A 22,625-nucleotide genomic window follows, 5' to 3' on the forward strand; every position below is an offset into this window, starting at 1 on the left:
GGACAGCCATACGGCGTCCCTTTTGCTTTATCATAATTTTGTTCTTAGTTTATCAAGCATATCAGCAGTCATCTTGGCTAAATCGAAGTCTGCTTTAAATCCCCACTCTTCTTTTGCTGCACTTGCATCAATCGAATTTGGCCAGCTGTCGGCAATCGCCTGGCGCACAGGATCAACTTCATAGGAAATTTCAAACCCAGGAATATGCTTTCTGATCTCTGCAGCAATCTGTTCAGGTTCAAAACTCATTGCAGTTACATTGAAGGAGTTGCGGTGACTGAGTTTATCTGCATCGGCTTCCATTAAATCAACGATAGCATTTAATGCATCCGGCATATACATCATATCCATATATGTGCCCTGGTCGATATAAGAAGTATAGCGGCCATTTTTAATCGCTTCATAGTAGATCTCAACAGCGTAATCAGTCGTTCCGCCCCCTGGAGGAGTAACATAGGAGATTAAACCAGGGAATCGCAGGCCTCTAGTATCAACACCAAACTTGTAATAGTAGTAATCAGACAGTAATTCGCCCGCAACCTTGTTCACGCCATACATAGTAGTTGGGCGGTGAATAGTATCCTGCGGTGTGTTGTCTTTTGGCGTAGAAGGACCAAATGCGCCAATGGAGCTCGGCGTAAAGAATTGTGCGCTGCACTCTCTAGCCGTTTCAAGTGCATTCATAAGCCCCCCCATATTTAAATTCCATGCAAATACTGGGTTGGCTTCAGCTGTTGCTGATAACAGGGCTGCCATATGGATAACTGTATCCACATTATATTTTTTAGCCGTATCCAGCATTGATTTTGCATCAGTAACATCAACCATTTCAAACGGTCCTGATTGGGCAGCTTCAGACTCATTTTTTCTGATGTCTGTTGCAATAACATTGTCTGTTCCATAGATTTCTCTTAATTTCAAGGTTAGTTCAGAGCCAATCTGACCTAAAGCTCCAGTAATCATAATTCGTTTCATTTTATTCCTCCAACATTTCCTCTTTGCCTTATAGATTTTGCTTTATAGTCAAACTTAAATAATTCCCATTTCTTTGCCGACTTTTTCATAAATTGCAATAGCCTGATCCAGCATTTCTTTCGTATGTGCTGCAGAAGGCATATTTCTGACACGTCCCGTTCCCCTTGGGACAGTCGGGAAGACGATTGATTTCGCATAAACGCCTTCTTCATTGAGTTTTTTGCTGAATTCCTGTGTTTTTACTTCATCTCCAACAATACAAGGAGTGATTGGTGTTTCACTGTCGCCAATATTAAATCCTAATTTCTCCAGACCATCCTTAAGGTAATTGGCATTTTCCCATAACTTTTCATTCAGCTCTGTGCTTTCCATCAGCAGCTCAATGGCTTTCGTGCTTGCTGCTACATCAGCAGGTGTTAAAGATGTTGAGAATAGGAATGGTCTGCTGCGGACTTTCAGCCAATCAATCAAATCCTTTTTGCCGGCCACATATCCACCAACAACACCTATTGCCTTAGAAAGTGTTCCGATCTGGAAATCGATTTTATCGGAAAGGCCGAAGTGCTTTACAGTCCCTGCTCCTTTTCCAAGTACTCCTGAACCGTGCGCATCATCCACATAAGTGATCAGATCAAATTCTTCGGCGATCTCCACGATCTCAGGAAGCTTTGCTATGTCCCCATCCATTGAGAAAACGCCGTCAGTAATGATCATGATTTTGTTGTACTGTCCAGATTCTTTTGCTTCCTTCGCTTTTGCCCGTAAATCTTCCATATCAGAATGATTTACTCGAATAATCTTAGCTTTCGATAGACGGCATCCATCAATAATGGACGCATGGTTTAATTCATCAGACAGAATAGCATCATTTTTATCCATAACAGCTGAAATAGCCGCCATGTTACAATTAAAACCAGATTGGTATGCGATGGCTGCTTCTGTTTGTTTGAACTCAGCAAGCTTTTCTTCAAGTTTTGTGTGAAGTTCAAGCGTTCCATTTATAGTACGGACAGCACCTGCTCCAACCCCATATTTCTCAATTGCTTCGATGGCAGATTTTTTAAGTCTTTCATCAGTTGCCAAACCTAAATAGTTATTGGATGAAAGATTGATTAGTTCTCTTCCATTGATTTTGATTATAGGGCCATTTGGGCTTTCAAGAGGGTCGATTACGTTGTAAAGTCCTCTATCCTTTAAATCCTCCAGGTTTTCCTGTAAAAAAGAATCTAAAATTTTGCTGGTCATCTCAGTATCCCCCAGTTCATTTTTATTGAATGTCGCCAACTCATACACAACTGTATTTTCAGCACGGACATTATTTCGTTAAGCAAATAAAGCTATGTAAAGGTTTTTCAATTTATACTTTAACACATTTTTTCAATTTGTACACTTATGAAGGACAGATTTTCTTTGAGTTTCATTAAGAATGCCTGATATGTAGTTTGCCCTTTTAATTTGAAAAAATTTACCCGGCACATTTTTGCTGCATTGAATAAATATGCGCAAAATTGATCTGTTTACTCTATGAATACACAGGGAACCAATCAAACATAGAACAATAGGTCAGGCATTTAGCCTTTGGAGGTATTAATAATGAAACATCCGTTAAATGTAACTTCGGAAATTGGAGAATTAAAGACGGTCCTTCTGCATAGGCCGGGTAAGGAAATTGAAAATCTCACACCTCAATATTTGAAAAGACTTTTATTCGATGACATCCCCTTTTTACCTGCCATTCAAAAAGAACATGATTATTTCTCCAATATACTAAGCAATCGGGGAATTGAGGTCTTATATCTCGATAAATTGATGACAGAAGCCATACAGCTAGACGAGACAAGAATGTCTTTTATTGAAAAGGTCTTATGGGAAAGTCAATCGAATATAAATGGTTCCTACGAAACTGTAAAAGATTATCTCTTATCTCTTCCGCCTGATGAGCTGGTAAAGAAAGTGATGTCAGGTGTCGTAAAATCGGATATTGATCAGGATAAGAAAATTCATCTTCATGAACTGATGCCTGATCATTATCCTTTTTATCTGGACCCAATGCCCAACCTTTATTTTACCCGGGATCCTGCTGCGGTTATAGGTGAAGGCATTACCATTAATCGAATGCATGAACCTGCAAGGAGACGGGAGTCCATTTTTATGGACTACATCATGAATCATCATCCCCGTTTTAATAAACATGAAATTCCTGCTTACTTTAAACGTGATGATCTTTACTCACTAGAAGGCGGAGATGAACTGATATTGAGCGATGAAGTAGTCGCCATTGGCGTCAGCGCAAGAACTTCTGCACAAGGGATAGAAAAACTTGCAAGGGAACTATTCACCCGCCAGAAATCCATTAAAAAAGTTGTGGCAGTTGAAATCCCCAAAATCCGTGCATTCATGCACCTGGATACTGTATTTACAATGATTGACCACGATAAATTCACCTACCATCCTGCTATTGAAGATAGAGATGGCAGTATGAAGATTTACATACTGGAACAGGAGGAGAATTCAGATCTTCTTAAAATTACAGAGAAAAACTCTTTGAAGGAAACATTAAAAGAAGTTCTTCATCTTGATGAAATAGTGTTAATCCCTTGTGGAGGAGGCTGCCCGATTGCATCGGCACGCGAACAATGGAATGATGGATCCAATACACTCGCCATCGCTCCCGGTGTAGTTGTAACTTATGACCGGAATTATGTCTCAAACGACATCCTCCGTCAAAATGGGGTTGAGGTCATTGAAATTCTCAGCTCAGAACTCTCAAGAGGACGGGGTGGCCCAAGATGCATGAGCATGCCGATAATAAGAGAAAATATTAGCTAGTAAATCGGGCGGTTCCTTATACCGCCCGATTTTTTCATATGGATCCTCTAAATTCACATGAACATCCCCCTTCTGCTCCCATCCTTCCGAAAAAACCAGTTCTTTTAAGAAAAAACGCAAATATAAATATACTAATGCCGTTAAAAACAAGCATTCTCCTCCTCTTTTTATAAGAGCTTCTTCTTAAGAACTTATCTTTATTTATAATAATTATAAAAAAGTATTGATTTTACATTGAGAAATGTTATCATTATGAATGTAGCAAGCTATTAAACTTTTATGAGGTGATTATAGAATGGCAAATAAGAATAATCTAACTACAAGCTGGGGCGCCCCTGTTGGCGACAACCAAAATTCAATGACAGCTGGCTCTAGAGGGCCTACTTTAATTCAGGATGTACACTTGCTGGAAAAACTGGCCCATTTCAACAGGGAACGCGTACCTGAGCGGGTAGTTCACGCCAAAGGTGCTGGCGCACATGGCTATTTTGAAGTTACTAATGACCTCACTAAATATACAAAAGCCGCATTCCTATCAGAAGTAGGCAAAAAAACTCCTTTATTCGTCCGTTTCTCAACTGTTGCGGGTGAATTGGGCTCAGCTGATACTGTACGCGACCCACGCGGTTTTGCGGTTAAGTTTTATACAGAAGAAGGCAACTACGACCTTGTAGGGAACAATACGCCTGTATTCTTTATTCGGGATGCAATTAAATTCCCTGACTTCATTCATACACAAAAGCGTGATCCTAAGACACATTTAAAAAATCCGACAGCCGTTTGGGACTTCTGGTCCTTATCACCTGAATCGCTGCACCAGGTAACCATCTTAATGTCAGACCGCGGCATACCTGCAACCCTTAGACATATGCACGGATTCGGCAGCCATACATTTAAATGGGTAAATGAACAAGGTGAAGGTGTCTGGGTAAAGTATCACTTTAAAACGGAACAGGGCGTTAAAAACCTTAGCGTGGACGCTGCAGCGAAAATGGCTGGAGAAAACCCTGATTACCATACAGAGGATTTATTTAATGCAATTGAGAATGGCGATTTCCCATCATGGAAGCTATGCGTGCAAATCATGCCGCTTGAAGATGCGAATACTTACCGGTTCGATCCATTCGATGTAACAAAGGTATGGTCACAGAAAGACTATCCATTAATCGAAGTAGGACGCATGGTACTGAATAAAAACCCTGAAAACTACTTTGCTGAAGTTGAGCAGGCTACTTTCTCTCCTGGAACGCTCGTGCCGGGGATTGATGTTTCACCTGACAAGATGCTCCAGGGCCGTCTGTTCGCCTACCATGATGCACACCGCTACCGCGTAGGTGCGAACCATCAGATGCTGCCAATCAACCGACCTAAGAACGAAGTGCAAAACTATCAGCGTGACGGTCAGATGCGCTTTGACAACAATGGCGGAGGCTCTGTTTATTACGAGCCGAACAGCTTTGGAGGACCTACTGAGGCACCGGAGCACAAGCAGGCTGCATACCCTGTTTCCGGTTTAGCCGAAAGTGTTGCATATGATCATAACGATCACTACACACAAGCCGGTGATCTATACCGCTTAATGAGTGAAGAGGAACGCTCCCGTCTTGTGGCAAACATTGTTGCTGCCATGAAGCCTGTAGAAAAAGAAGAAATTAAGCATAGCCAGATACAGCATTTCTTTAAAGCGGATCCTGATTATGGTACACGTATTGCTAAAGGTCTTGGCCTGGCAGTTCCGCAGGGAGTTAAGTGAACAATTAAAATTAGCGAAAGGTGCCAATAACCTAATTGGCACCTTTTTTCCGGGTGAAGTGTTAGTGTGCCCCCCCTATTTGCTGATCCCCAACATAACTTCCTTCCTGGTTATCCTTTGTCTTCCTTGTGTAAGATTGACTTCATGTCCATCTAAAGAAGCTTCCTGTCCCCCCTGCCCATTACAAGCAAGAGGAGGAACTAAATGAAGGAACAGCCAAAATGGCAGATGCCACCCCTTAAGAGCATGAGGAGCATCTTGAAAAAATGGGCGAAGTCCAGGAGCATCTTGATGATGGCGGCTTTTTATTCTCTGGATATTAAAATTGAGAAAGCAGCGCGGGTGGTCTCCCTTTGGAAATGGTCCTTCAAGGTTATCTTGGGAAATAGAAATAATAGCTAAATCAGGGAATTATATGGATTCCGTGATTTAGCAGATTCTTTCCACCTATATTTCAATGCCTTAAAATCAACATCCAGCTATAATAGAGCCTTTAATTAAGAAAGGGCAGACTCCAACTTATCCCAATAATCGAATTACATTTTTCACAAGAAATAACTTTAGATAGAAAAAACAGTATAAATCTAGTAAGATATCCACATGGAATATTAGAGAAGGGGTAAAAAAATGAGCGTATTAAATGTACAAAATTTAAGTCACGGTTTCGGTGATCGTGCGATTTTCAATGATGTGTCTTTTCGACTTTTAAAAGGTGAACACGTTGGACTAGTTGGGGCAAATGGTGAGGGTAAGTCTACTTTCATGAATATTGTTACCGGGAAGTTACAACCCGACGAGGGGAAAGTTGAGTGGTCACGAAAAGTTCGTGTTGGTTACTTAGATCAACATGCTGTACTTAAAAAAGGCACTACGATGCGTGACGCTTTGAGTACTGCTTTTCAATATCTTTTTGATGCTGAATCAGAGATCAATGAACTTTATGCAAAAATGGGTGATGAAGGTGCTGATATCGATGCATTACTTGCAGAAGTTGGCGAGCTGCAAGAAACTTTAGATAGTAATGATTTCTATCAAATTAATTCAAAAGTTGAGGAAGTTGCTCGTGGCCTAGGATTAGACGATGTTGGACTTGATCGTGATATAGATGATCTCAGCGGTGGGCAGCGTACGAAAGTTTTACTAGCAAAGCTTTTGCTGGAAAAACCTGAAATCCTATTACTAGACGAGCCTACAAACTATTTGGATGAACAGCATATCGAATGGTTGAAGCGCTATTTACAGGAATATGAGAATGCATTTATCTTGATTTCACATGATATTCCATTCTTGAACAATGTTGTTAACTTGATCTATCACATGGAAAACCAAGAGTTAAATCGCTATGTTGGTGACTATGATAACTTCTTAAAAGTATATGAAATGAAAAAGCAGCAACTAGAGGCTGCATACAAGCGTCAACAACAAGAAATTGCTGATTTAAAGGATTTCGTTGCTCGCAACAAGGCAAGTGTTGCGACTCGTAATATGGCGATGTCTCGTCAAAAGAAGCTCGACAAAATGGAAATTATTGAATTGGGGAGAGAGAAGCCGAAACCAGAGTTTATTTTCAAAGAAGCTCGTGCAGCTAGTCGCTGGATTTTCACGACTGAAGATCTTGTTATTGGTTACAATGAACCACTTTCACGCCCTCTGAATTTAAAAATGGAACGCGGACAAAAAATTGCATTCGTGGGAGCTAACGGTATTGGTAAGTCTACTCTTTTAAAAAGTATTCTTGGATTGATTAGTCCCATTTCGGGTAAAGTGGAACGCGGTGAGTATCAATACATCGGTTACTTCGAGCAGGAAGTTAAGCAGGCCAACTACAACACTTGTATTGAAGAGATTTGGAGCGAGTTCCCAAGTATGAATCAGGCTGAAGTTCGTGCTGCTCTGGCAAAATGCGGATTAACGACGAAACATATTGAAAGTAAAATCGAAGTCCTTTCTGGCGGCGAAAAAGCCAAAGTTCGATTGTGTAAAATTTTAAACACAGAAACGAATTTATTAATTCTAGACGAACCTACCAACCACTTGGATGTGGAAGCAAAAGAAGAGTTAAAGCGAGCTTTAAAGGCATATCGCGGAAGTATCTTGATGGTATCCCACGAACCTGATTTCTATCGTGAAATTGCGACCGATATTTGGAATTGTGAGGATTGGACTACGAAAGTTTTTTAATTTCAATAAACAAGTTTAAATGGTATTAGGTCAATAAAGTAGATACAATCACAATCCCCTGCGGCGCAGGGGATTTTTTCATTTCAGGTCGCCATTTTATCAGGTTCAAACATTGTTCACAAAAAATTCTTATTTACCTTCAAGTGCTACATATAAACATTCTATTAAGATACTCTGGCCATTTCCTATATATGGATCACTCAAAAGCAATACAGGCAATGATTTCTTCGTGTATAATAAGGGAAGTTTTCAATAATGGAAGCGGTTAATTTTGGTGAAAAATAATTGGCAAAGGACTTATAACATCCATGACAAAAAAGAAGATTGCCTGGATTACAGACAGCACTGCTTATATTTCTGAGGAGCTGCTCGAACACCCTGATGTTTATATTGTGCCTCTATTAATAACATTCGGTGAGGAGTCATTTGAAGATGGTATTGATTTAAACACAGATCAGCTGTACAGCCGGATCCGGACTGGAAAAGAAGTTCCTAAAACTTCACAGCCTTCTGCCGGGAGATTTGCTGAACTATTTGAAACATTGAAGATTGAATATGATGCTGCGGTCGCTGTACATGTTTCCAGCAAATTAAGCGGTACGAGGAACAGCTGCCTGGCCGGATCTGAGCTGGCAGGGTTCCCTGTTTCGGCAGTTGATTCAAAATGCATGTCTTATGCTATTACGTCTTTAATCTATAAAGGATTTAAGCTTGCTGAGAATGAAATGCCAGTACATAAGATTGCTGAAATCCTTCAAAGTGAGGCAGACAAATCTGAGAATTATATCTTGCTTGGCAGCCTTGAGCAATTTTATAAAGGCGGCAGAATGTCAGGAACACAATATCTGCTGGGAAGCATATTAAAAATAAAGCCAATAATCCGCATTAACCGGGACGGTGCGTTTGAATTGTTTGATAAAGTCCGTTCGGATAAAAAAGCAATTAAAAGAATGATAGAATTGCTCGGGGATGCTTACGAAAGCCACACCATTCCTCAGGTTCAAATCATGCATGGGAATGTGCGGGGCAAAGCGGAGGAACTGGCAGAGGAAATCAAATCACACTTTCCCCGCCTCGATATTATCATTGGTGAAATAAGCTCAACCATTGCTGCCCATGCAGGCGAAGGTACAATCGCCATCATTTGGCAGAATGAAAAGTAAAAAAAAAACACTCTCCCTACGGAAAAAGGGAAAGTGCTTTTTTCTATTCAATCCATGTATACATGTACTTTTCATCTTCTATTAACTTAGCTTTTTTCACCAATTTTAATGGCCTGAATGTATCAATCATAACAGCAAGCTCAAGAGTTTCCTTTTTGCCAATGCTTGCTTCAGTCTTCCCGGGATGAGGGCCATGGGGAATCCCGCTCGGATGAAGAGTGATGGAGCCTTCCCTGATACCCTTTCTGCTCATAAAGTTGCCTTCCACATAATAAAGCAGTTCATCACTATTGACATTGCTGTGATAGTAAGGGGCAGGGATGGCCTCTGGATGGTAGTCATATAATCTGGGAACAAAAGAACATACAACAAAATTATGTCCTTCAAATGTCTGATGAACTGGCGGGGGCTGATGGACCCTTCCAGTAATCGGTTCAAAGTCTTCAATATTAAATACCCACGGATAGAGATAGCCGTCCCAGCCTTCCACATCAAGCGGATGATGATTCAGGATATGAGAATGCAAATATCCCCTTGTTTTCGTAATGACTTCATGTTCCCCTTTTTGATCATATGTTTCCAAGGTCTCTGGTCCCCGAATATCTCTTTCACAGAAAGGACTATGTTCGAGCAGCTGCCCATATTCATTTCGATATCTTCTTGGTGTTGTAATTTGGCTGAAGGACTCCACCAGGAGTACTTTTGTCAATTGCTCATTGTCCGGAATCACCCGGTAAATAGTGCCTATCGGAATTATGACATAGTCCCCCGGACGATAGGTTAAGGTTCCGAACATAGTCTCAATTTTTCCTGTTCCATAGTGAATGTAAAGCATCTCATCGCCATCACCATTCCGGTAAAAGCTCTTCATCGGCTCTGTAATATTTATAGTGCCTATTAAAAGATCATCATTACCAAGCAGATATTCCCGTGCTGAAAGTGCATTTCCTTTCTTTTCGATTTGATCTGTAAACAAATGGCGGTGCTTCAAGCTTTCCTGTTCCTCATACTCGGGAACATATTTTCCTATCAGCTCAGTACGTGCTACTTCTGTCGGCATGTAGTGATGATAAAGAATGGATTGGGTGCCGGAAAAACCTTTTGTCCCCATAACCTGTTCCCTGAAAAGGGTTCCATCCGATTTTTTGAAAGTCGTATGCCGTTTGTGCGGGATTCTTCCCATTTGGCGATAAAACATGTTTTCCACCTCACTTGTTTGCAATTCGATTTTTTAAGACCCCCAGATTTCCAATCTCAAGCTCAACTTCATCCCCTTGTTCAAGCCAGCGGTGCACATCTGTGCCAAGCTCAAGGATGCAGCCGCTCCCAACAGTCCCAGAGCCTATCATTTCACCAGGGCAAAGGGTTACACCATCAGAAGCCCGCTCAATCATTTCGTAAAAAGAATAGTAGAGATCCTGCATATTCCCCTCTGAGAGAAGAGTTCCATTTACTTTTGCTGTCATCGGCAAATCATAGCCGTTTTCAACACGGAAATGCTCCAGCTCATCTTTTGTAACGATATATGGCCCTGTACTAGTGGCAAAATCCTTCCCTTTTGCAGGGCCAAGACCTACCTTCATTTCTTTGCGCTGAATGTCTCTTGCGCTCCAATCATTCAAGATGCAATAACCGAAAATATAATCATCCGCTTCAGAAGCTTTGATATCCCTTCCTTCTTTTCCAATGATACAGGCAATTTCCAGCTCATAATCAAGCCATTTGCATTGACTGGGGCGTGAAATTTCTTCATTCGGCCCCTTGATGCTTAAATGATTTGAGAAATAAAAAACTGGTATGTCATACCATTCGGGTATCATATCAAGTCCGCGGTTAGCTCTTGCCGTTTTTACATGTTCCTCGAAAGCATAGAAATCCCGGAAGCTTTTTGGATTTGGAAGCGGTGCTTTTAAGGTGACTTCCGATAAAGAATATACCCCTCTATCAGTGTCCTTCAGTTTTTTGCTGGTTGATAAGTATTCCATAAAAAATTCATGGTTCTCCAGGAATGCCAGCATGGTTTTGGGAAGAACACCATTGGTCGCTTCATGCATATCAACGGCATACTCCTTATTCTTCAGCCAGCCAGCTCTAATGGATCCATCTGATTTTTGAAAAGTTATGAATTTCATAGCATCACCTTGGCTCTGTTTTTCGGATTAATTCAAATACATCCGTCATCGGCCTGGTATAAATATGTCCTGCCATTCGGCCAACTGGCTTTAGTTTCTCAGAATTAATCCTTCCATTTTCATATAGCTCTTCAGCAACATGCACATGCTCCACTTTACCAATCACCAGGCTTCCTGAGCCAGGTCGTTCTCCAAAATGAAGTACCTGATGGAGACTGCATTCCAAGTGAACTTTTGATTCTTTCACCCGAGGAGGATTCACAGCGGCACTTTTTTCTTTAGTGAGCCCAGCGGCGACCAGTTCGTCTGTACCAGCCGGGTAATCCGCTGCACAAATATTCATCTTTTCGGTAAAGTCTTCACTGACTATGTTAATAACGAATTCCTTTGTTTCTTCGATATTGGCAAGCGTGTCTTTCTTAGAGCCATCTGTCCCTTTTCGCATCGGAGAAAAACAAATCAGCATCGGATCTGCACATATGGCAGTAAAAAAGCTAAATGGAGCTGCATTTACATTTCCATCCGCATCCATAGTGGTAACAAACGCAATGGGACGCGGCAGGATAGAACCAACCAGCAGCTTATAAGCGTCATTCCATTCCAGACTGGCAGGATTTAATTCCATACACCTTACACCGCCTTTTCATTTAGAAGTTTGTTTATCACATCCATGGCTGCTTCATTATCTTCCCTTGTGCCTAAAGTCATCCGAAAAGCATCAAGATATCCCTCAAGCTTCATTTGCCGGACAACTAAGCCATTGGCAATCAAGTTCTCCGCTATTGGATACTGACTAAAAATATAAATAAAGTTGGTTTGGGAAGGAAAAAAGCGAACCTGTAAATCATTTAACTTCTGACTCACAAATTTCATCTCTTTGGCATTTTTTTCAGCACATTCCCTTATAAAGCCTTGGTCATGTAATGCCGCTGCAGCGGCTGCCTGGGCAAGATGATTGACATTAAAAACATCTTTCACCTTATGAAGCTCATTCACTATCTCGGAATCCATGATTCCATAGCCGACACGGAGACCGGCAAGACCGTAAATTTTGGAAAAAGTCCGCAGAATGATCAAATTCGGCTTCTTTTCCAAAAGTGAAATAGAGTCAAGGTAATCTGATGATTGCACATATTCATAGTAAGCTTCATCTAGAATAATCAAGATATTCGAAGGAACTTTTTCGATGAATTGCAGAAGTTCTGTTTTACCGACTATGGTTCCTGTAGGGTTGTTGGGATTGCAGATAAATATCATTTTTGTTTTTTTGCTGACCTGCGCATACATGGCATTTAGATTATGTGTGCCATTTTGCAGCGGGACAGTAATAGCACTGCCTCCTTCAATCAGGACGTTTGTTTCATAGCGAGGAAAGGTCATCTGTGCCATAATAGCCTCGTCTCCAGTGCTTATGTATGCTCTAGTCAATAAACGGATGATTTCTTCTGATCCATTGCTTACAAGAAATTTATCTTGATTTATATTGTAGAATCCGGCCAGTTTGCGCTTGAGCAGGGAAACAGTTCCGTCCGGATAAAAATAAAGGCTATTCATCGCCTTGCTGATGCTGTTCTTTACTTCTGGTGAACAGCCATACACATTTTCATTATCAGACATTTTCCGGACAGCCATTAAATTGAACTTTTCTTTGATCTCTTCCGGCGAGCTGCCAAGCGGATAAGAAACAATCTTCTCCACGGCGCTTTTTGTCTGGATTCTGGCCATCTGTGTTGCCTCCTTCTTAATTATTAAAAAAGGGAGAAAGTATCTCCCCCTCAAAAATAAAAAATACATAATCTTGGAATTCCATTACTGTTTAACTGCTGCGCCTACCCCCCTCATGGTGAAGGGGGCGGGGCATTCCTCTTTTCTATTTATAAGTTTCCCCGTCTTTCCTGCTCGCGTTCAATTGATTCGAAGAGTGCTTTAAAGTTGCCTTCACCAAATCCCCGTGCACCTTTACGCTGAATGACTTCAATGAATAGGGTCGGACGGTCTACAATTGGCTTAGTGAAAATTTGAAGCAAATACCCTTCGTCGTCACGGTCGACGAGAATGTTTAATTCTTTCAATTTATCAATCTCTTCATCAATCTTTCCTACACGTTCAGAAAGCATTTCATAGTAAGAATCAGGTGTACTTAAAAACTCCACCCCATTCTTGCGAAGGATGCTGACAGTGCTGACGATATCCTCTGTCAGGATCGCCAGATGCTGCACACCAGGCCCGTTGTAGTATTCCAGATATTCCTCAATCTGGGATTTGCGCTTCCCTTCTGCAGGTTCATTAATCGGAAACTTTATCCTGCCGCCATTATGCATAACCTTGGACATCAGTGCGGAATATTCTGTTGTAATGTCTTTATCTGTAAAGTGTTTCATTTCCTTAAAGCCCATTACATTTGCATAATAATTAACCCATTCCTCCATCCTTTCTACGTTTCCAACCACATGGTCGATTCCGATAAAACCGGCATCTTCAAATGGAACTTCAGTTTGATAAGGCTCAAAGCCAGGCATAAATACCCCTTTATAGTCATTTCGTTCGACAAGTGTGTGAATTGTATCCCCATATGTACCAATAACTGCTTTTTTTACTGTGCCATGCTCATCCTTTATCTCAAAAGGCGGCTGTATTTCAATTGCGCCTCTTTCGACTGCAGCATTGTAGGCTGTTTCAACATCATCGACTGCTAAAGCAATATCTTTTACGCCATCCCCATGCTTTTTAATGAAATTCGATACTCTGGAACTGTCATTTAAAGTTCCGGTTATAACGAGGCGGATCTTTCTTTGCTGAAGAACATAAGACACCGTTTCCCTATTGCCTGTTTCCAAACCAGAATATGCAACTGGCTTAAAGCCGAAAGTCGTGCAGAAATAATGGCAGGACTGTTTCGCATTCCCAGAGTAGATTTCTAAATAATCTACCTCCTTCACTGGAAAGAAATCGGCTTTCTTTTGCTCCCTTAACATTTTTTCATCTTGCATACTAACGCCTCCATTTCAAATATTAGTAATATTTTGAATTTATCATATATGAAACCTGCAAACGTTCTCAAGAGTTCAAGTTAAAGCTATAATGCACTTCTGCATTAAAGTAAGTTACACTTTTAATTTTTGCTCATTTATGCTTTTGGGCGAGATGTGAATAGCCTGATTCCTTAAAGCTTCTACAGCTTCAAGCAAGCCTTCATTTACACTGGGATGGGGATAGTTCGGGAAAATTAGATCTTCATCCCTGGCAGCCATTTCCAATGCCGTAATGCCGGCTGAAATTAGCTCTATTGCCCCGGTGCCTACCATGTGGATTCCCAGAAGAACTTGCTTTTCCTTGCAGCTGATCACTTTTATAAATCCTTCTTTTTTTCCGGCCAAAGTGCTAAATCCGTTGGCAGACAATGAAAATTGGCCAATTTCAATATCGTTGCCCAAGTTAATTGCTTCCTTTTCCGTTAACCCGGCACTCGCAATAGCAGGCTGTGTATGAGCTACTATCGGGATGAAATGGAAATCTGATTGAGATTGAATCCCTGCAATCGCTTCTGCAGCTGTTTTTCCTTGTTTAATTGCTTTAACAGCAAGTGCAGGGCCTTCTGTAACATCGCCGACAGCAAAGATATGTTTCTGTGTTGTCCGGCTTTGAGCATCCACCTTAATAAACCCCGCTGCACATTGTTCAACCCCTATTCGGGAAAGACCCAGCTGATTGGTGTTTGGTCTGATTGTAGTTGAAACAAATAAATGTGTGCCTGAAATCGTTTCTATTTTTCCCTTCAATTCAAAAGTTACTGTAAACATGTCCTCCTTAAACTGTAATTCCAATACTTCCGAATTTCTTACAACGTCTATCTTTTTCTTTTTTAAAATCCTCTTCAGTTCCCGGCAAATGGATTGATCGAAATCAAAATCCTCTTTCCCATCATCAAGGATCATAGTTACTTTGGATCCCAGGGCCTGAAAAGCCATACCAATTTCAAGCGCAATATAGTCACTGCCATAGATTAATAGTTTATCGGGTATTTCACTCAAATCCGAAATGGAATGCTGATCAAATACCAGTTCACTTAACTCTCTGGTCCAAGGTGGTTTTTCTGGTGTTCCGCCGGTCGCAATGATTGCATTCCTGAATCTGAAAACATCAAATTTGTCTCCTTTTTCGATGCCAACCTTATCCTCAGACAGAAAAAAAGCTGACCCAATAAGTATTTCAATTTTATTGGCTTTACAGAGCGCTTCAACTCCTGTGCGGAGCTGTTCAATTTTCTTCTGTTTGTATTGCTGAAGCTTATTGAAATTAAACGATATATCTCCTCCTTCTAGCCCCCAATTTTCCCCCTCTAGAAATGAAGTGAATTTTTCTGCAGACTGTGTAAGGATCTTTGAAGGTATGCAGCCTTTATTTAAACAAATCCCGCCAAGCTGGTCCTGTTCAACCAAGGTAACACTGCGTCCAAGCTGAGCGGCACGGATCGCAGCATGATACCCTCCGGGGCCGCCTCCGATAATGATGACATCGCGCTCATGTGCCAGTTCTCCAACTACCATTTATACCATCTCCAGAACAAGCATTTTTGGATTTTTAATCAGTTCAGCAAACCGGTTAGTAAAGCGAACAGCTGTCGCCCCGTCTGCAACTCTATGATCAAAAGACATAGAAATATTCATCATTGACCGGATCACAATCTGGTCATCGTCTGTGACAACAGGCAACTTTTTTGTTTTATGAAATGATACCAGTGCGGTTTGCGGATGCTGAATAATCGGTGTCGCTCCAAAGCTTCCGCCCAGCGGTCCCACATTGCTGATCGTGAATGTCCCGCCAGATATTTCTTTTACAGAAAGCTTATTTTCCACCGCCTTTTCTGTGAGCTGTTTCATTTCCGCATGAATTTCTCTGATTGTTTTGTTCTCAACATGCTTAATGACCGGAACGATGAGCCCCTCATCCGTATCAACCGCAATACCGATATGGTGTACACTTGCTAAATGTATTTCTTCCTTTTCTTCATGCAGGACTGCATTGAACACAGGAATTTCTTTCAGGCATATTGACAATGCCTTCAGGAAAAAGGCTGTTGCAGATATATTTTGGTTTTGGTTTTTTAGTTCTTTTCTGAAAGTGATCAGCTCGGTTACATCGATTTCTTCAAAATGGGTGCAATGTGGAATGGTATAGAGGGATTGTGCCATTTTTCTGGCAATCTGTTTCCTTCTGCCCCTAAACGGAATGATTCCTTTTTCAGCAGGAGGGCTTAATATTGTATCCATCGAAACCGCTGGCTCCTGTTCAGCTGGGTCAGGCTTACTCTGTCCGGATGCTAAGTATTGATAGATGTCTTCATCCAAAATACGTCCGGCAGGACCTGTCCCTGTAATATTCTCAATGTCTATCGAATTTTCCCGTGCTATTTTTCTCGTAAATGGAGATGCAAGCACCCGTTTTCCTTTGAATGAGGCAAAAGATTGCAATGGCTCCTTCAGCTTATGAGAGTTTGCAGGATGAGAAGTGACCTTCACTTTCTCCATGCCATCATGTCCCGACGCCTCTAAAATTAAAATGGTCGTCCCCACTGTAATCGTCTCGCCGGGCTCCACTTTAAATTCCTTAATAATTCCCGCTCTGGGAGCAGGTATTTCAGCAGTCATTTTATCAGTCTGTACTTCAACTAGCGGATCATCGGCTTTCACTGCATCCCCTGGTTTGACTAAAAAGCAATTGATTTCTGCTTCTGTCATGCCTTCTCCAATATCGTGAAGTTTCACTTCCATGGCTTCTCCTCCTAAAACTTCATAACTTTTTCTATTGCTTGCTGGATCCTTGCCGGAGTTGGCAGGTAATGGTTCTCAAAACCGAAATATGGCACTGGTGCATCAAATCCAGTAACCCTTTCAACCGGTGCTTTCTGATATAAAAACGATGTATCATTAATGATGGCAAGCACATCATTTCCTACTCCACCGGTAGCATGAGCTTCATGGACAATGACTGTTCTCCCTGTCTTTTGGACAGATTCTGCGATCATATCTTTATCCAGAGGGAAAAGGGTCCTTAAATCAATCACATCACAATGAGTGTTCTTTTCTTTCATCAGCTCTGCCGCTTTCATAGCCTCAGGCACCATGGCTCCCCACGTAATGACCGTCACATCATCACCCTCCATGAGCTTATTGCCTTTTCCAATTTCAATGCTATACTTCCCTTCAGGAACTTCCTCCTTGGCCGAACGATAGCAGCGCATGGGCTCAAGAAACAGAACTGGATCCGGGTCTTCAATGGCAGCAATCAGCAGTCCTTTCGCATCATAAGGACTGGATGGGCAGACTACCTTAATGCCAGGCATATGTGTAAAAATGGCTTCCGTTGAATCACAGTGAATTTCAGGAGCCCTTACACCTGCACCATACGGAGCCCTTATAACCATCGGAACAGTAAAATGTCCCATCGTCCTCATTCGGATCCTCGAAGCATGAGTCATGATTTGTTCATATGCAGGATAAATAAAGCCCAGAAACTGAATTTCAATCACAGGTAAAAACCCATTTACAGCCATGCCAATCCCCGCTCCGACAAAACCCGCTTCACTTAAAGGAGTATCAATAACACGGCCTTCGCCATACTTAGCCTGAAGACCATCAGTTGCACGAAAAACACCACCGTTCTTTCCGATATCTTCGCCCAGCAGCAAAACCTCTTCCTTTTCATTCAGCATAATATCCAGGGCATCGGTAATGGCTTGAACCAATGTCATGGTTTTTGCTTCAACTGCCGTTTTCATTATTGGCCACCTCCTATCAGCTTCAGGTACTCTTCTTTCTGCTGCTTGATTTGCCATGTCGGCTCTGCAAAGACATGATCAAAGATAACTGCTGGATCGGCAGGAGGGAAATCTTCCATTTCGGCAATAGCCTTATCTATTTCATCTGCTGCTTTCTTTTCAATGGTCTGCACCCATTTCTCATCAAATCTCCCCATATTCTTCATCCAGCGCTCTAGTCTTAAAATGGGGTCAGTCTCCTGTCTTCTATTGCTGCTTTCGGATTGATCACGGTACTTAGATGGATCATCTGCAGTGGTGTGTGCCCCATACCGCCACGTAACTGCTTCGATTAGTGTCGGCCCTTCACCTTTACGGGCCCTTTCTAATGCATTTAAGGTTTCAAAATAAACCATGAAAACATCATTGCCATCGATTCTGACTCCCGGAATATCATATGCCAGGGCTTTTTGGGCGATTGTTTTTGAATTCATTTGCTTGTTAAAAGGAACAGAGATGGCGTATTGATTGTTTTGATTAAAAAAGACAACCGGCGCTTTAAAAACGCTGGCGAAATTCAACCCCTCATGAAAATCCCCTTCGGAAGTAGCACCATCTCCAAAATAAGCAATAGCAGCATTTGCTGTGCCTTTTTTCCTTTCTGCGAATGCAGCTCCTGCTGCATGAGGGATTTGTGTCGCAATCGGGATGGCCGGAGGAAAAATTTTCTTTCCGTCAGGCGGAACACACCCTTCATTTCTTCCGTTCCAGAACAACAGGATATTTCGCAGTGAGTGGCCAAAGGTCATAGCTGCTCCGTGGTCGCGATAGGTAGGAAACATCCAATCGTTCTCCCTTAGGGCAGCAGCAGTTCCGACCTGGGAAGCCTCCTGTCCTTCATAAGGTGCATATGTGCCTATCCTGCCTTGGCGCTGGAGTGAAATAGCCTTGCGGTCAAAAATACGGATTCTTACCATATTTCTATAAAACTCTTTTACAAGTTTTTCAGTTATTTTTTCTTCATAATCGGAATTGATGATGTTTCCATTTTCGTCCATTATCCGCCTGATCGGAAAGTGATTTTCCATCTTCTCACCCTTTGGCTATTTAATTATTTTTATCACTTTTATAAGGTACATATATTGTTATCCAAGTAAAAAAATTAGGTTCTTACTGACCACTTCGGGCGTTTCATATGGGAGAAAAAGCTATTTCTGCGTGTACGCGCTTCAATACGGCTCTCGCAGAATTGGTTGGATGCTTCCACGGTTGTTATACCATTTGCTTCAGCATGTTCGTAGATGTTCAGAAGAGAGTTATAAATAGCTTTTGTTTTGCGGAGTACCCTTTCTTTATTAGGTGTGTATAATTCGTCTGCGACCTGGATTAATCCCCCTGCATTCACAATATAATCGGGTGCGTATAATATGCCCTTATCTTTAAGGATTTGACCATGGCGCATATCCTTAAGCTGGTTATTGGCAGAGCCTACGATTGCTTTTACTTTAAGCAAACCGATTGTGTCATCATTAATGATCCCGCCCATTGCACATGGAACAAAAAAGTCTGCCTGGGCCTCATATATTTCATTGCCGGAAAGTACCTTCACCCCGGCACCAATTTCTTTCGCTTTACTGAGAAGCTGGTCGATTGCCTGCCGGCTGATATCTGTCACAAATAAATCTGCCCCTTCCTCCAGCAGTCTTTCTGCCACTTTATATCCAACTTTCCCCAGTCCCTGAATGGCATAACTTTTGCCTGAAAGGTCGTCTGTACCAGTCAGTGCTTTATTGGTTGCCTGCAGACCATAAATAACTCCATGCGCAGTTGGGACCGAAGAATCGCCGCTTCCTCCATAAACCTCATCAACACCTACAATGCAATTCGTTTCCTTTAGGGCATGAACAAAATCTTCTGTAGAAGTACCCATGTCTGTTCCTGTATAGAAGCGCCCGTTCAAGGATTCTACAAATTGGCCAAAAGCACGGAATAGTTCGGGTGTTTTATCTTTTAATGGATCCCCGATAATTACAGCCTTCCCGCCTCCAAAGTCACAATCGGCAGCTGCACATTTATAGGTCATGCCTTTTGATAATCGGAGGACATCTTCAAGGGCCTCATCCACACTGTTGTATGGAAACATACGGCATCCTCCCAAAGCCGGCCCCAATCTAGTGCTGTGGATTGCAATGATAGCCTTTAAACCGGTTGATTCATCGTTGCAGAAAACAACTTGTTCATGATCTTTAATTTTTTGAAACATATCTGTCATTTCATTCTCCCCTTTATTCATGATAGCGCTTACAATAAAATTAAATAAAAATGCCTTTTTTGTTTAGGCTCAGCTGCATCTAATCTTTTAATCTCTCTTTAACATTTCTGCAATCCTGCTTTTCTTCAGAATTACCTGTTTGACTTCACCTTCGCCAGCCAGTATTTTTCCATTATGGACTGTAACAGTTGAGTAAACTGAATTTCCATCCAGCTTGGATACGGTAGCCGTTATGATAATGGATGAGCCTTCAGGTGAAGGGGATAAATGCCTGGCAGAAACAGCTCCCCCGATCCCTTCTTCTTCCTCATCCAAGTAGGGGATGATCAGCAGGCGTGATGCCCATTCCATGTGATAGATCATCGTTACGGTTGAATAGGCAGGATGAATGACCTCCCCTTCAAACTGTGCGAACATCTCAGGGGAAACCACTGCATGGACAACTGCCTGGTTCCCAATTTGCAGCCCAGGTTTCATACCATCCCTCCTGTAATACATAAAATATGTATGACGTTTATTTAACGATATGATACCATTACGTTAAATAAATAGTCAATAAATTGTAAAAACTTTAAAAATTCTTTTGATTCCCTTCCATGCAAAAAGGATTAACCAGCAAAATTGGCTAATCCTTTTTATTTTTCTAAGAAAGCAAAGCACGATCACTTGCCATTTTTGTTCCGCGAATCCGCTGAAATTCGTTTAGCAGCTGTTCAATTGTCAGATGCTGTTTCTGTTCATCATCTACTTCAAGAATAATCTGGCCTTTATCCATCATAATCAGCCTATTACCTAAATCCAGCGCCTGCTGCATATTATGAGTGACCATTAAAGTGGTTAAATTGTACTTTTTAACAATTTCTTTTGTCAGATTCGTTATAAGCTCTGCACGAGCCGGATCAAGAGCAGCGGTATGTTCATCGAGCAATAGAATGGATGGCTCTGTGAAGGTAGCCATTAGTAATGAAAGTGCCTGCCGCTCTCCTCCTGATAATAAACCAACCTTTGCATTTAGACGGTTTTCAAGGCCGAGATGGAGGGTTTCCAGAACTTCTCGAAAATAGTCTTTGCGCTTTTTCGTAACTCCTTTTTTTAATGATCTTGTTTTATTTCTTGAATATGCCATGGCAAGATTTTCTTCAATTGTCATGGACGGAGCGGTACCAGCCATCGGATCCTGAAAAACCCGGCCTATGAGCTTTGCCCGATTATATTCAGACATGCCCGTGACATTTTGGCCATCGATATAAACGGAGCCGACATCAGGAATCATGACACCGGAGATAATATTCATTAAAGTGGACTTCCCTGCGCCATTACTTCCAATTACGGTGACAAAGTCCCCCTCATTTAATGTGAGATTGATCGTATCAAGTGCAATCTTTTCATCTGGAGTCCCTTCATTGAAGACTTTATGAATCTGATTTAATTGCAGCACCAGTCTCACCCTTTCCGCCTGATGGCAATTCACATATGTTCATGCTTCCTGCCAGTCTTTTGGCTTTCCGTTTCTTCTCCTTAGTGCGGTCAATAATCTTCGGCATTATTAAAGCAAGGATTACAATTGTTGCTGTAATCAGCTTCATATCACCCGGTTCCAGGAACTCTACCCTCAGTGCCATGGTCACTACAATGCGGTAGATAATTGCTCCGCCAATAACCGCGAGAGTAGTTCTGGCAATGGTTTTTGTGCCAAATAACGCTTCACCGATGATGACTGAAGCAAGCCCAATGATAATCATTCCGATACCCATACCAACATCGGCGAATCCTCCCTGCTGGGCAATCAATGCTCCGGAGAAAGCGACCATTGCATTGGAAAGGCCGAGCCCCAAAATCACCATCATGTTGGTGTTGGCAGAAAGACTGCGGATCATTCTCTTGTTGTCGCCTGTAGCCCTTAAAGCTAAACCAATCTCCGTCTGAAGAAATCGATCTGTCAAAAATTTTATTGCAAATGTTACAACTAACATAAATATGATAATGCCCCATGTTCTCGGGAGGCTGCCGCCAAGTCCCGCCATGGTCAATAGACTGTTGAAAAAAGAATCAATTCCTGTTTTATCCCAAAAATCCCTGACATGTGTAATAGCAGTTTCTGTGTTCAAGAGCGGAACATTTGATTTACCCATGATACGAAGGTTTATTGAATACAGAGCAATCATCATAAGGATTCCTGATAAAAGCGCATTGATTTTTCCGAAAGTATGAATAATACCAGTAAGGCAGCCGGCAATAAAACCTGCAAATAAGGCAGTAATCGTAGCCAAAAAAGGATTAGCACCGCTGACAATCATGGTTGCGGCTACCGCCGCTCCAGTCACAAAACTTCCATCGACTGTTAAATCAGGAAAGTCAAGGACCCTGAACGATAAATAAACTCCAAGTGCCATAATTGCGTAAATAATACCTGACTCAAACGCACCGAATATGGCTGTAAACACTAAGAATCACACCCTTTATAAATTGAATAAGAAATTAAAACATGCCGTCACTCGACTAAAAACGTTAGCTTTTAGTAGGAGCGCCGCCCCCCTCAAGGTGTTGAGGATCGGCAAGGCGC

Annotated in this window: 20 protein-coding genes; 5 read left to right on the forward strand and 15 right to left on the reverse strand. The window is 41.7% G+C overall.

Going from position 1 to position 22,625, the window contains the following annotated elements; all coding sequences use genetic code 11:
- Window positions 1–30: 30 nt before the first annotated feature.
- Complete coding sequence (locus MKY20_RS18505; protein ID WP_009334730.1) at window positions 31–975, reverse strand: L-threonine 3-dehydrogenase; 945 nt, start codon at window positions 973–975, stop codon at window positions 31–33.
- A gap of 54 nt (window positions 976–1,029) precedes the next feature.
- Window positions 1,030–2,220, reverse strand: a complete 1,191-nt coding sequence (locus tag MKY20_RS18510; RefSeq protein ID WP_071157747.1) for a glycine C-acetyltransferase — start codon at window positions 2,218–2,220, stop codon at window positions 1,030–1,032.
- Between the two features lie 348 nt (window positions 2,221–2,568).
- On the opposite strand from MKY20_RS18510, the gene arcA reads away from it, so the two are divergent.
- From arcA to MKY20_RS18535, 5 genes are all read left to right on the forward strand, one after another.
- Window positions 2,569–3,804, forward strand: coding sequence for an arginine deiminase (gene arcA, locus MKY20_RS18515; RefSeq protein WP_071157749.1), 1,236 nt, complete (start codon window positions 2,569–2,571; stop codon window positions 3,802–3,804).
- Between the two features lie 295 nt (window positions 3,805–4,099).
- Window positions 4,100–5,557 carry a catalase KatA gene (katA, locus tag MKY20_RS18520; RefSeq protein WP_341002342.1) on the forward strand — a complete coding sequence of 486 codons (1,458 nt, stop codon included), beginning with the start codon at window positions 4,100–4,102 and terminating at the stop codon, window positions 5,555–5,557.
- Window positions 5,558–5,761: 204 nt separating this feature from the next.
- On the forward strand, window positions 5,762–5,959 hold the full coding sequence (locus MKY20_RS18525) for a hypothetical protein (RefSeq protein WP_341002344.1): 198 nt from the start codon (window positions 5,762–5,764) through the stop codon (window positions 5,957–5,959).
- A gap of 225 nt (window positions 5,960–6,184) precedes the next feature.
- Entirely contained in the window at window positions 6,185–7,738 is a 1,554-nt protein-coding gene (locus MKY20_RS18530) for an ABC-F family ATP-binding cassette domain-containing protein (protein WP_009334734.1), read from the forward strand.
- 308 nt (window positions 7,739–8,046) lie between these two features.
- Entirely contained in the window at window positions 8,047–8,901 is an 855-nt protein-coding gene (locus MKY20_RS18535; protein WP_341002347.1) for a DegV family protein, read from the forward strand.
- A gap of 43 nt (window positions 8,902–8,944) precedes the next feature.
- Here the strand turns inward: MKY20_RS18535 and MKY20_RS18540 are convergent, their stop codons facing one another.
- From MKY20_RS18540 to MKY20_RS18600, 13 genes are all read right to left on the reverse strand, one after another.
- Window positions 8,945–10,099, reverse strand: a complete 1,155-nt coding sequence (locus tag MKY20_RS18540) for a homogentisate 1,2-dioxygenase (protein WP_009334736.1) — start codon at window positions 10,097–10,099, stop codon at window positions 8,945–8,947.
- 10 nt (window positions 10,100–10,109) lie between these two features.
- Window positions 10,110–11,033, reverse strand: a complete 924-nt coding sequence (locus MKY20_RS18545; RefSeq protein ID WP_019382978.1) for a fumarylacetoacetate hydrolase family protein — start codon at window positions 11,031–11,033, stop codon at window positions 10,110–10,112.
- 4 nt (window positions 11,034–11,037) lie between these two features.
- The gene (locus MKY20_RS18550) at window positions 11,038–11,658 is read right to left on the reverse strand and encodes a flavin reductase family protein (RefSeq protein WP_019382977.1); all 621 of its coding nucleotides are present in this window, start codon (window positions 11,656–11,658) and stop codon (window positions 11,038–11,040) included.
- 5 nt (window positions 11,659–11,663) lie between these two features.
- Window positions 11,664–12,758, reverse strand: a complete 1,095-nt coding sequence (hisC, locus tag MKY20_RS18555) for a histidinol-phosphate transaminase (RefSeq protein WP_071157761.1) — start codon at window positions 12,756–12,758, stop codon at window positions 11,664–11,666.
- 149 nt (window positions 12,759–12,907) lie between these two features.
- Complete coding sequence (gene hppD, locus MKY20_RS18560; protein ID WP_341002354.1) at window positions 12,908–14,023, reverse strand: 4-hydroxyphenylpyruvate dioxygenase; 1,116 nt, start codon at window positions 14,021–14,023, stop codon at window positions 12,908–12,910.
- Window positions 14,024–14,137: 114 nt separating this feature from the next.
- Complete coding sequence (gene lpdA, locus MKY20_RS18565; RefSeq protein WP_341002357.1) at window positions 14,138–15,580, reverse strand: dihydrolipoyl dehydrogenase; 1,443 nt, start codon at window positions 15,578–15,580, stop codon at window positions 14,138–14,140.
- Window positions 15,581–16,804, reverse strand: coding sequence for a dihydrolipoamide acetyltransferase family protein (locus MKY20_RS18570; RefSeq protein ID WP_341002360.1), 1,224 nt, complete (start codon window positions 16,802–16,804; stop codon window positions 15,581–15,583).
- A gap of 11 nt (window positions 16,805–16,815) precedes the next feature.
- On the reverse strand, window positions 16,816–17,811 hold the full coding sequence (locus tag MKY20_RS18575; RefSeq protein ID WP_341002362.1) for an alpha-ketoacid dehydrogenase subunit beta: 996 nt from the start codon (window positions 17,809–17,811) through the stop codon (window positions 16,816–16,818).
- Window positions 17,811–18,878: a pyruvate dehydrogenase (acetyl-transferring) E1 component subunit alpha gene (gene pdhA, locus MKY20_RS18580; RefSeq protein ID WP_019382973.1), complete on the reverse strand. Its 1,068-nt coding sequence runs from the start codon at window positions 18,876–18,878 to the stop codon at window positions 17,811–17,813. Before pdhA ends, MKY20_RS18575 begins: the two co-directional genes overlap by 1 nt.
- A gap of 74 nt (window positions 18,879–18,952) precedes the next feature.
- Entirely contained in the window at window positions 18,953–20,062 is a 1,110-nt protein-coding gene (locus tag MKY20_RS18585; protein ID WP_009334746.1) for a Leu/Phe/Val dehydrogenase, read from the reverse strand.
- Window positions 20,063–20,149: 87 nt separating this feature from the next.
- Window positions 20,150–20,539, reverse strand: coding sequence for a thioesterase family protein (locus MKY20_RS18590; protein WP_009334747.1), 390 nt, complete (start codon window positions 20,537–20,539; stop codon window positions 20,150–20,152).
- A 166-nt stretch (window positions 20,540–20,705) separates the two neighbouring features.
- Window positions 20,706–21,500 (reverse strand): ABC transporter ATP-binding protein, encoded by a 795-nt coding sequence (locus MKY20_RS18595; protein ID WP_009334748.1) that lies wholly within the window; start codon window positions 21,498–21,500, stop codon window positions 20,706–20,708.
- Complete coding sequence (locus MKY20_RS18600; protein WP_251175232.1) at window positions 21,475–22,506, reverse strand: ABC transporter permease; 1,032 nt, start codon at window positions 22,504–22,506, stop codon at window positions 21,475–21,477. The genes MKY20_RS18595 and MKY20_RS18600 overlap by 26 nt, the downstream gene beginning before the upstream one ends.
- Window positions 22,507–22,625: the final 119 nt, after the last annotated feature.

The sequence above is a fragment of the Cytobacillus sp. FSL W8-0315 genome (assembly GCF_038002905.1).
Lineage (GTDB): Bacteria > Bacillota > Bacilli > Bacillales > Cytobacillaceae > Cytobacillus > Cytobacillus pseudoceanisediminis.

Coding starts and splice junctions, on each gene's coding strand:
- katA (WP_341002342.1), top strand. CDS start 4,100: ATGGCAAATAAGAATAATCTAACTACAAGCTGGGGCGCCCCTGTTGGC.
- MKY20_RS18585 (WP_009334746.1), bottom strand. CDS start 20,062: ATGACAGATATGTTTCAAAAAATTAAAGATCATGAACAAGTTGTTTTC.
- hisC (WP_071157761.1), bottom strand. CDS start 12,758: ATGGCCAGAATCCAGACAAAAAGCGCCGTGGAGAAGATTGTTTCTTAT.
- MKY20_RS18525 (WP_341002344.1), top strand. CDS start 5,762: ATGAAGGAACAGCCAAAATGGCAGATGCCACCCCTTAAGAGCATGAGG.
- hppD (WP_341002354.1), bottom strand. CDS start 14,023: ATGCAAGATGAAAAAATGTTAAGGGAGCAAAAGAAAGCCGATTTCTTT.
- MKY20_RS18505 (WP_009334730.1), bottom strand. CDS start 975: ATGAAACGAATTATGATTACTGGAGCTTTAGGTCAGATTGGCTCTGAA.
- MKY20_RS18540 (WP_009334736.1), bottom strand. CDS start 10,099: ATGTTTTATCGCCAAATGGGAAGAATCCCGCACAAACGGCATACGACT.
- lpdA (WP_341002357.1), bottom strand. CDS start 15,580: ATGGTAGTTGGAGAACTGGCACATGAGCGCGATGTCATCATTATCGGA.
- MKY20_RS18550 (WP_019382977.1), bottom strand. CDS start 11,658: ATGGAATTAAATCCTGCCAGTCTGGAATGGAATGACGCTTATAAGCTG.
- MKY20_RS18510 (WP_071157747.1), bottom strand. CDS start 2,220: ATGACCAGCAAAATTTTAGATTCTTTTTTACAGGAAAACCTGGAGGAT.
- MKY20_RS18535 (WP_341002347.1), top strand. CDS start 8,047: ATGACAAAAAAGAAGATTGCCTGGATTACAGACAGCACTGCTTATATT.
- MKY20_RS18570 (WP_341002360.1), bottom strand. CDS start 16,804: ATGGAAGTGAAACTTCACGATATTGGAGAAGGCATGACAGAAGCAGAA.
- arcA (WP_071157749.1), top strand. CDS start 2,569: ATGAAACATCCGTTAAATGTAACTTCGGAAATTGGAGAATTAAAGACG.
- MKY20_RS18590 (WP_009334747.1), bottom strand. CDS start 20,539: ATGAAACCTGGGCTGCAAATTGGGAACCAGGCAGTTGTCCATGCAGTG.
- MKY20_RS18545 (WP_019382978.1), bottom strand. CDS start 11,033: ATGAAATTCATAACTTTTCAAAAATCAGATGGATCCATTAGAGCTGGC.
- MKY20_RS18575 (WP_341002362.1), bottom strand. CDS start 17,811: ATGAAAACGGCAGTTGAAGCAAAAACCATGACATTGGTTCAAGCCATT.
- pdhA (WP_019382973.1), bottom strand. CDS start 18,878: ATGGAAAATCACTTTCCGATCAGGCGGATAATGGACGAAAATGGAAAC.
- MKY20_RS18530 (WP_009334734.1), top strand. CDS start 6,185: ATGAGCGTATTAAATGTACAAAATTTAAGTCACGGTTTCGGTGATCGT.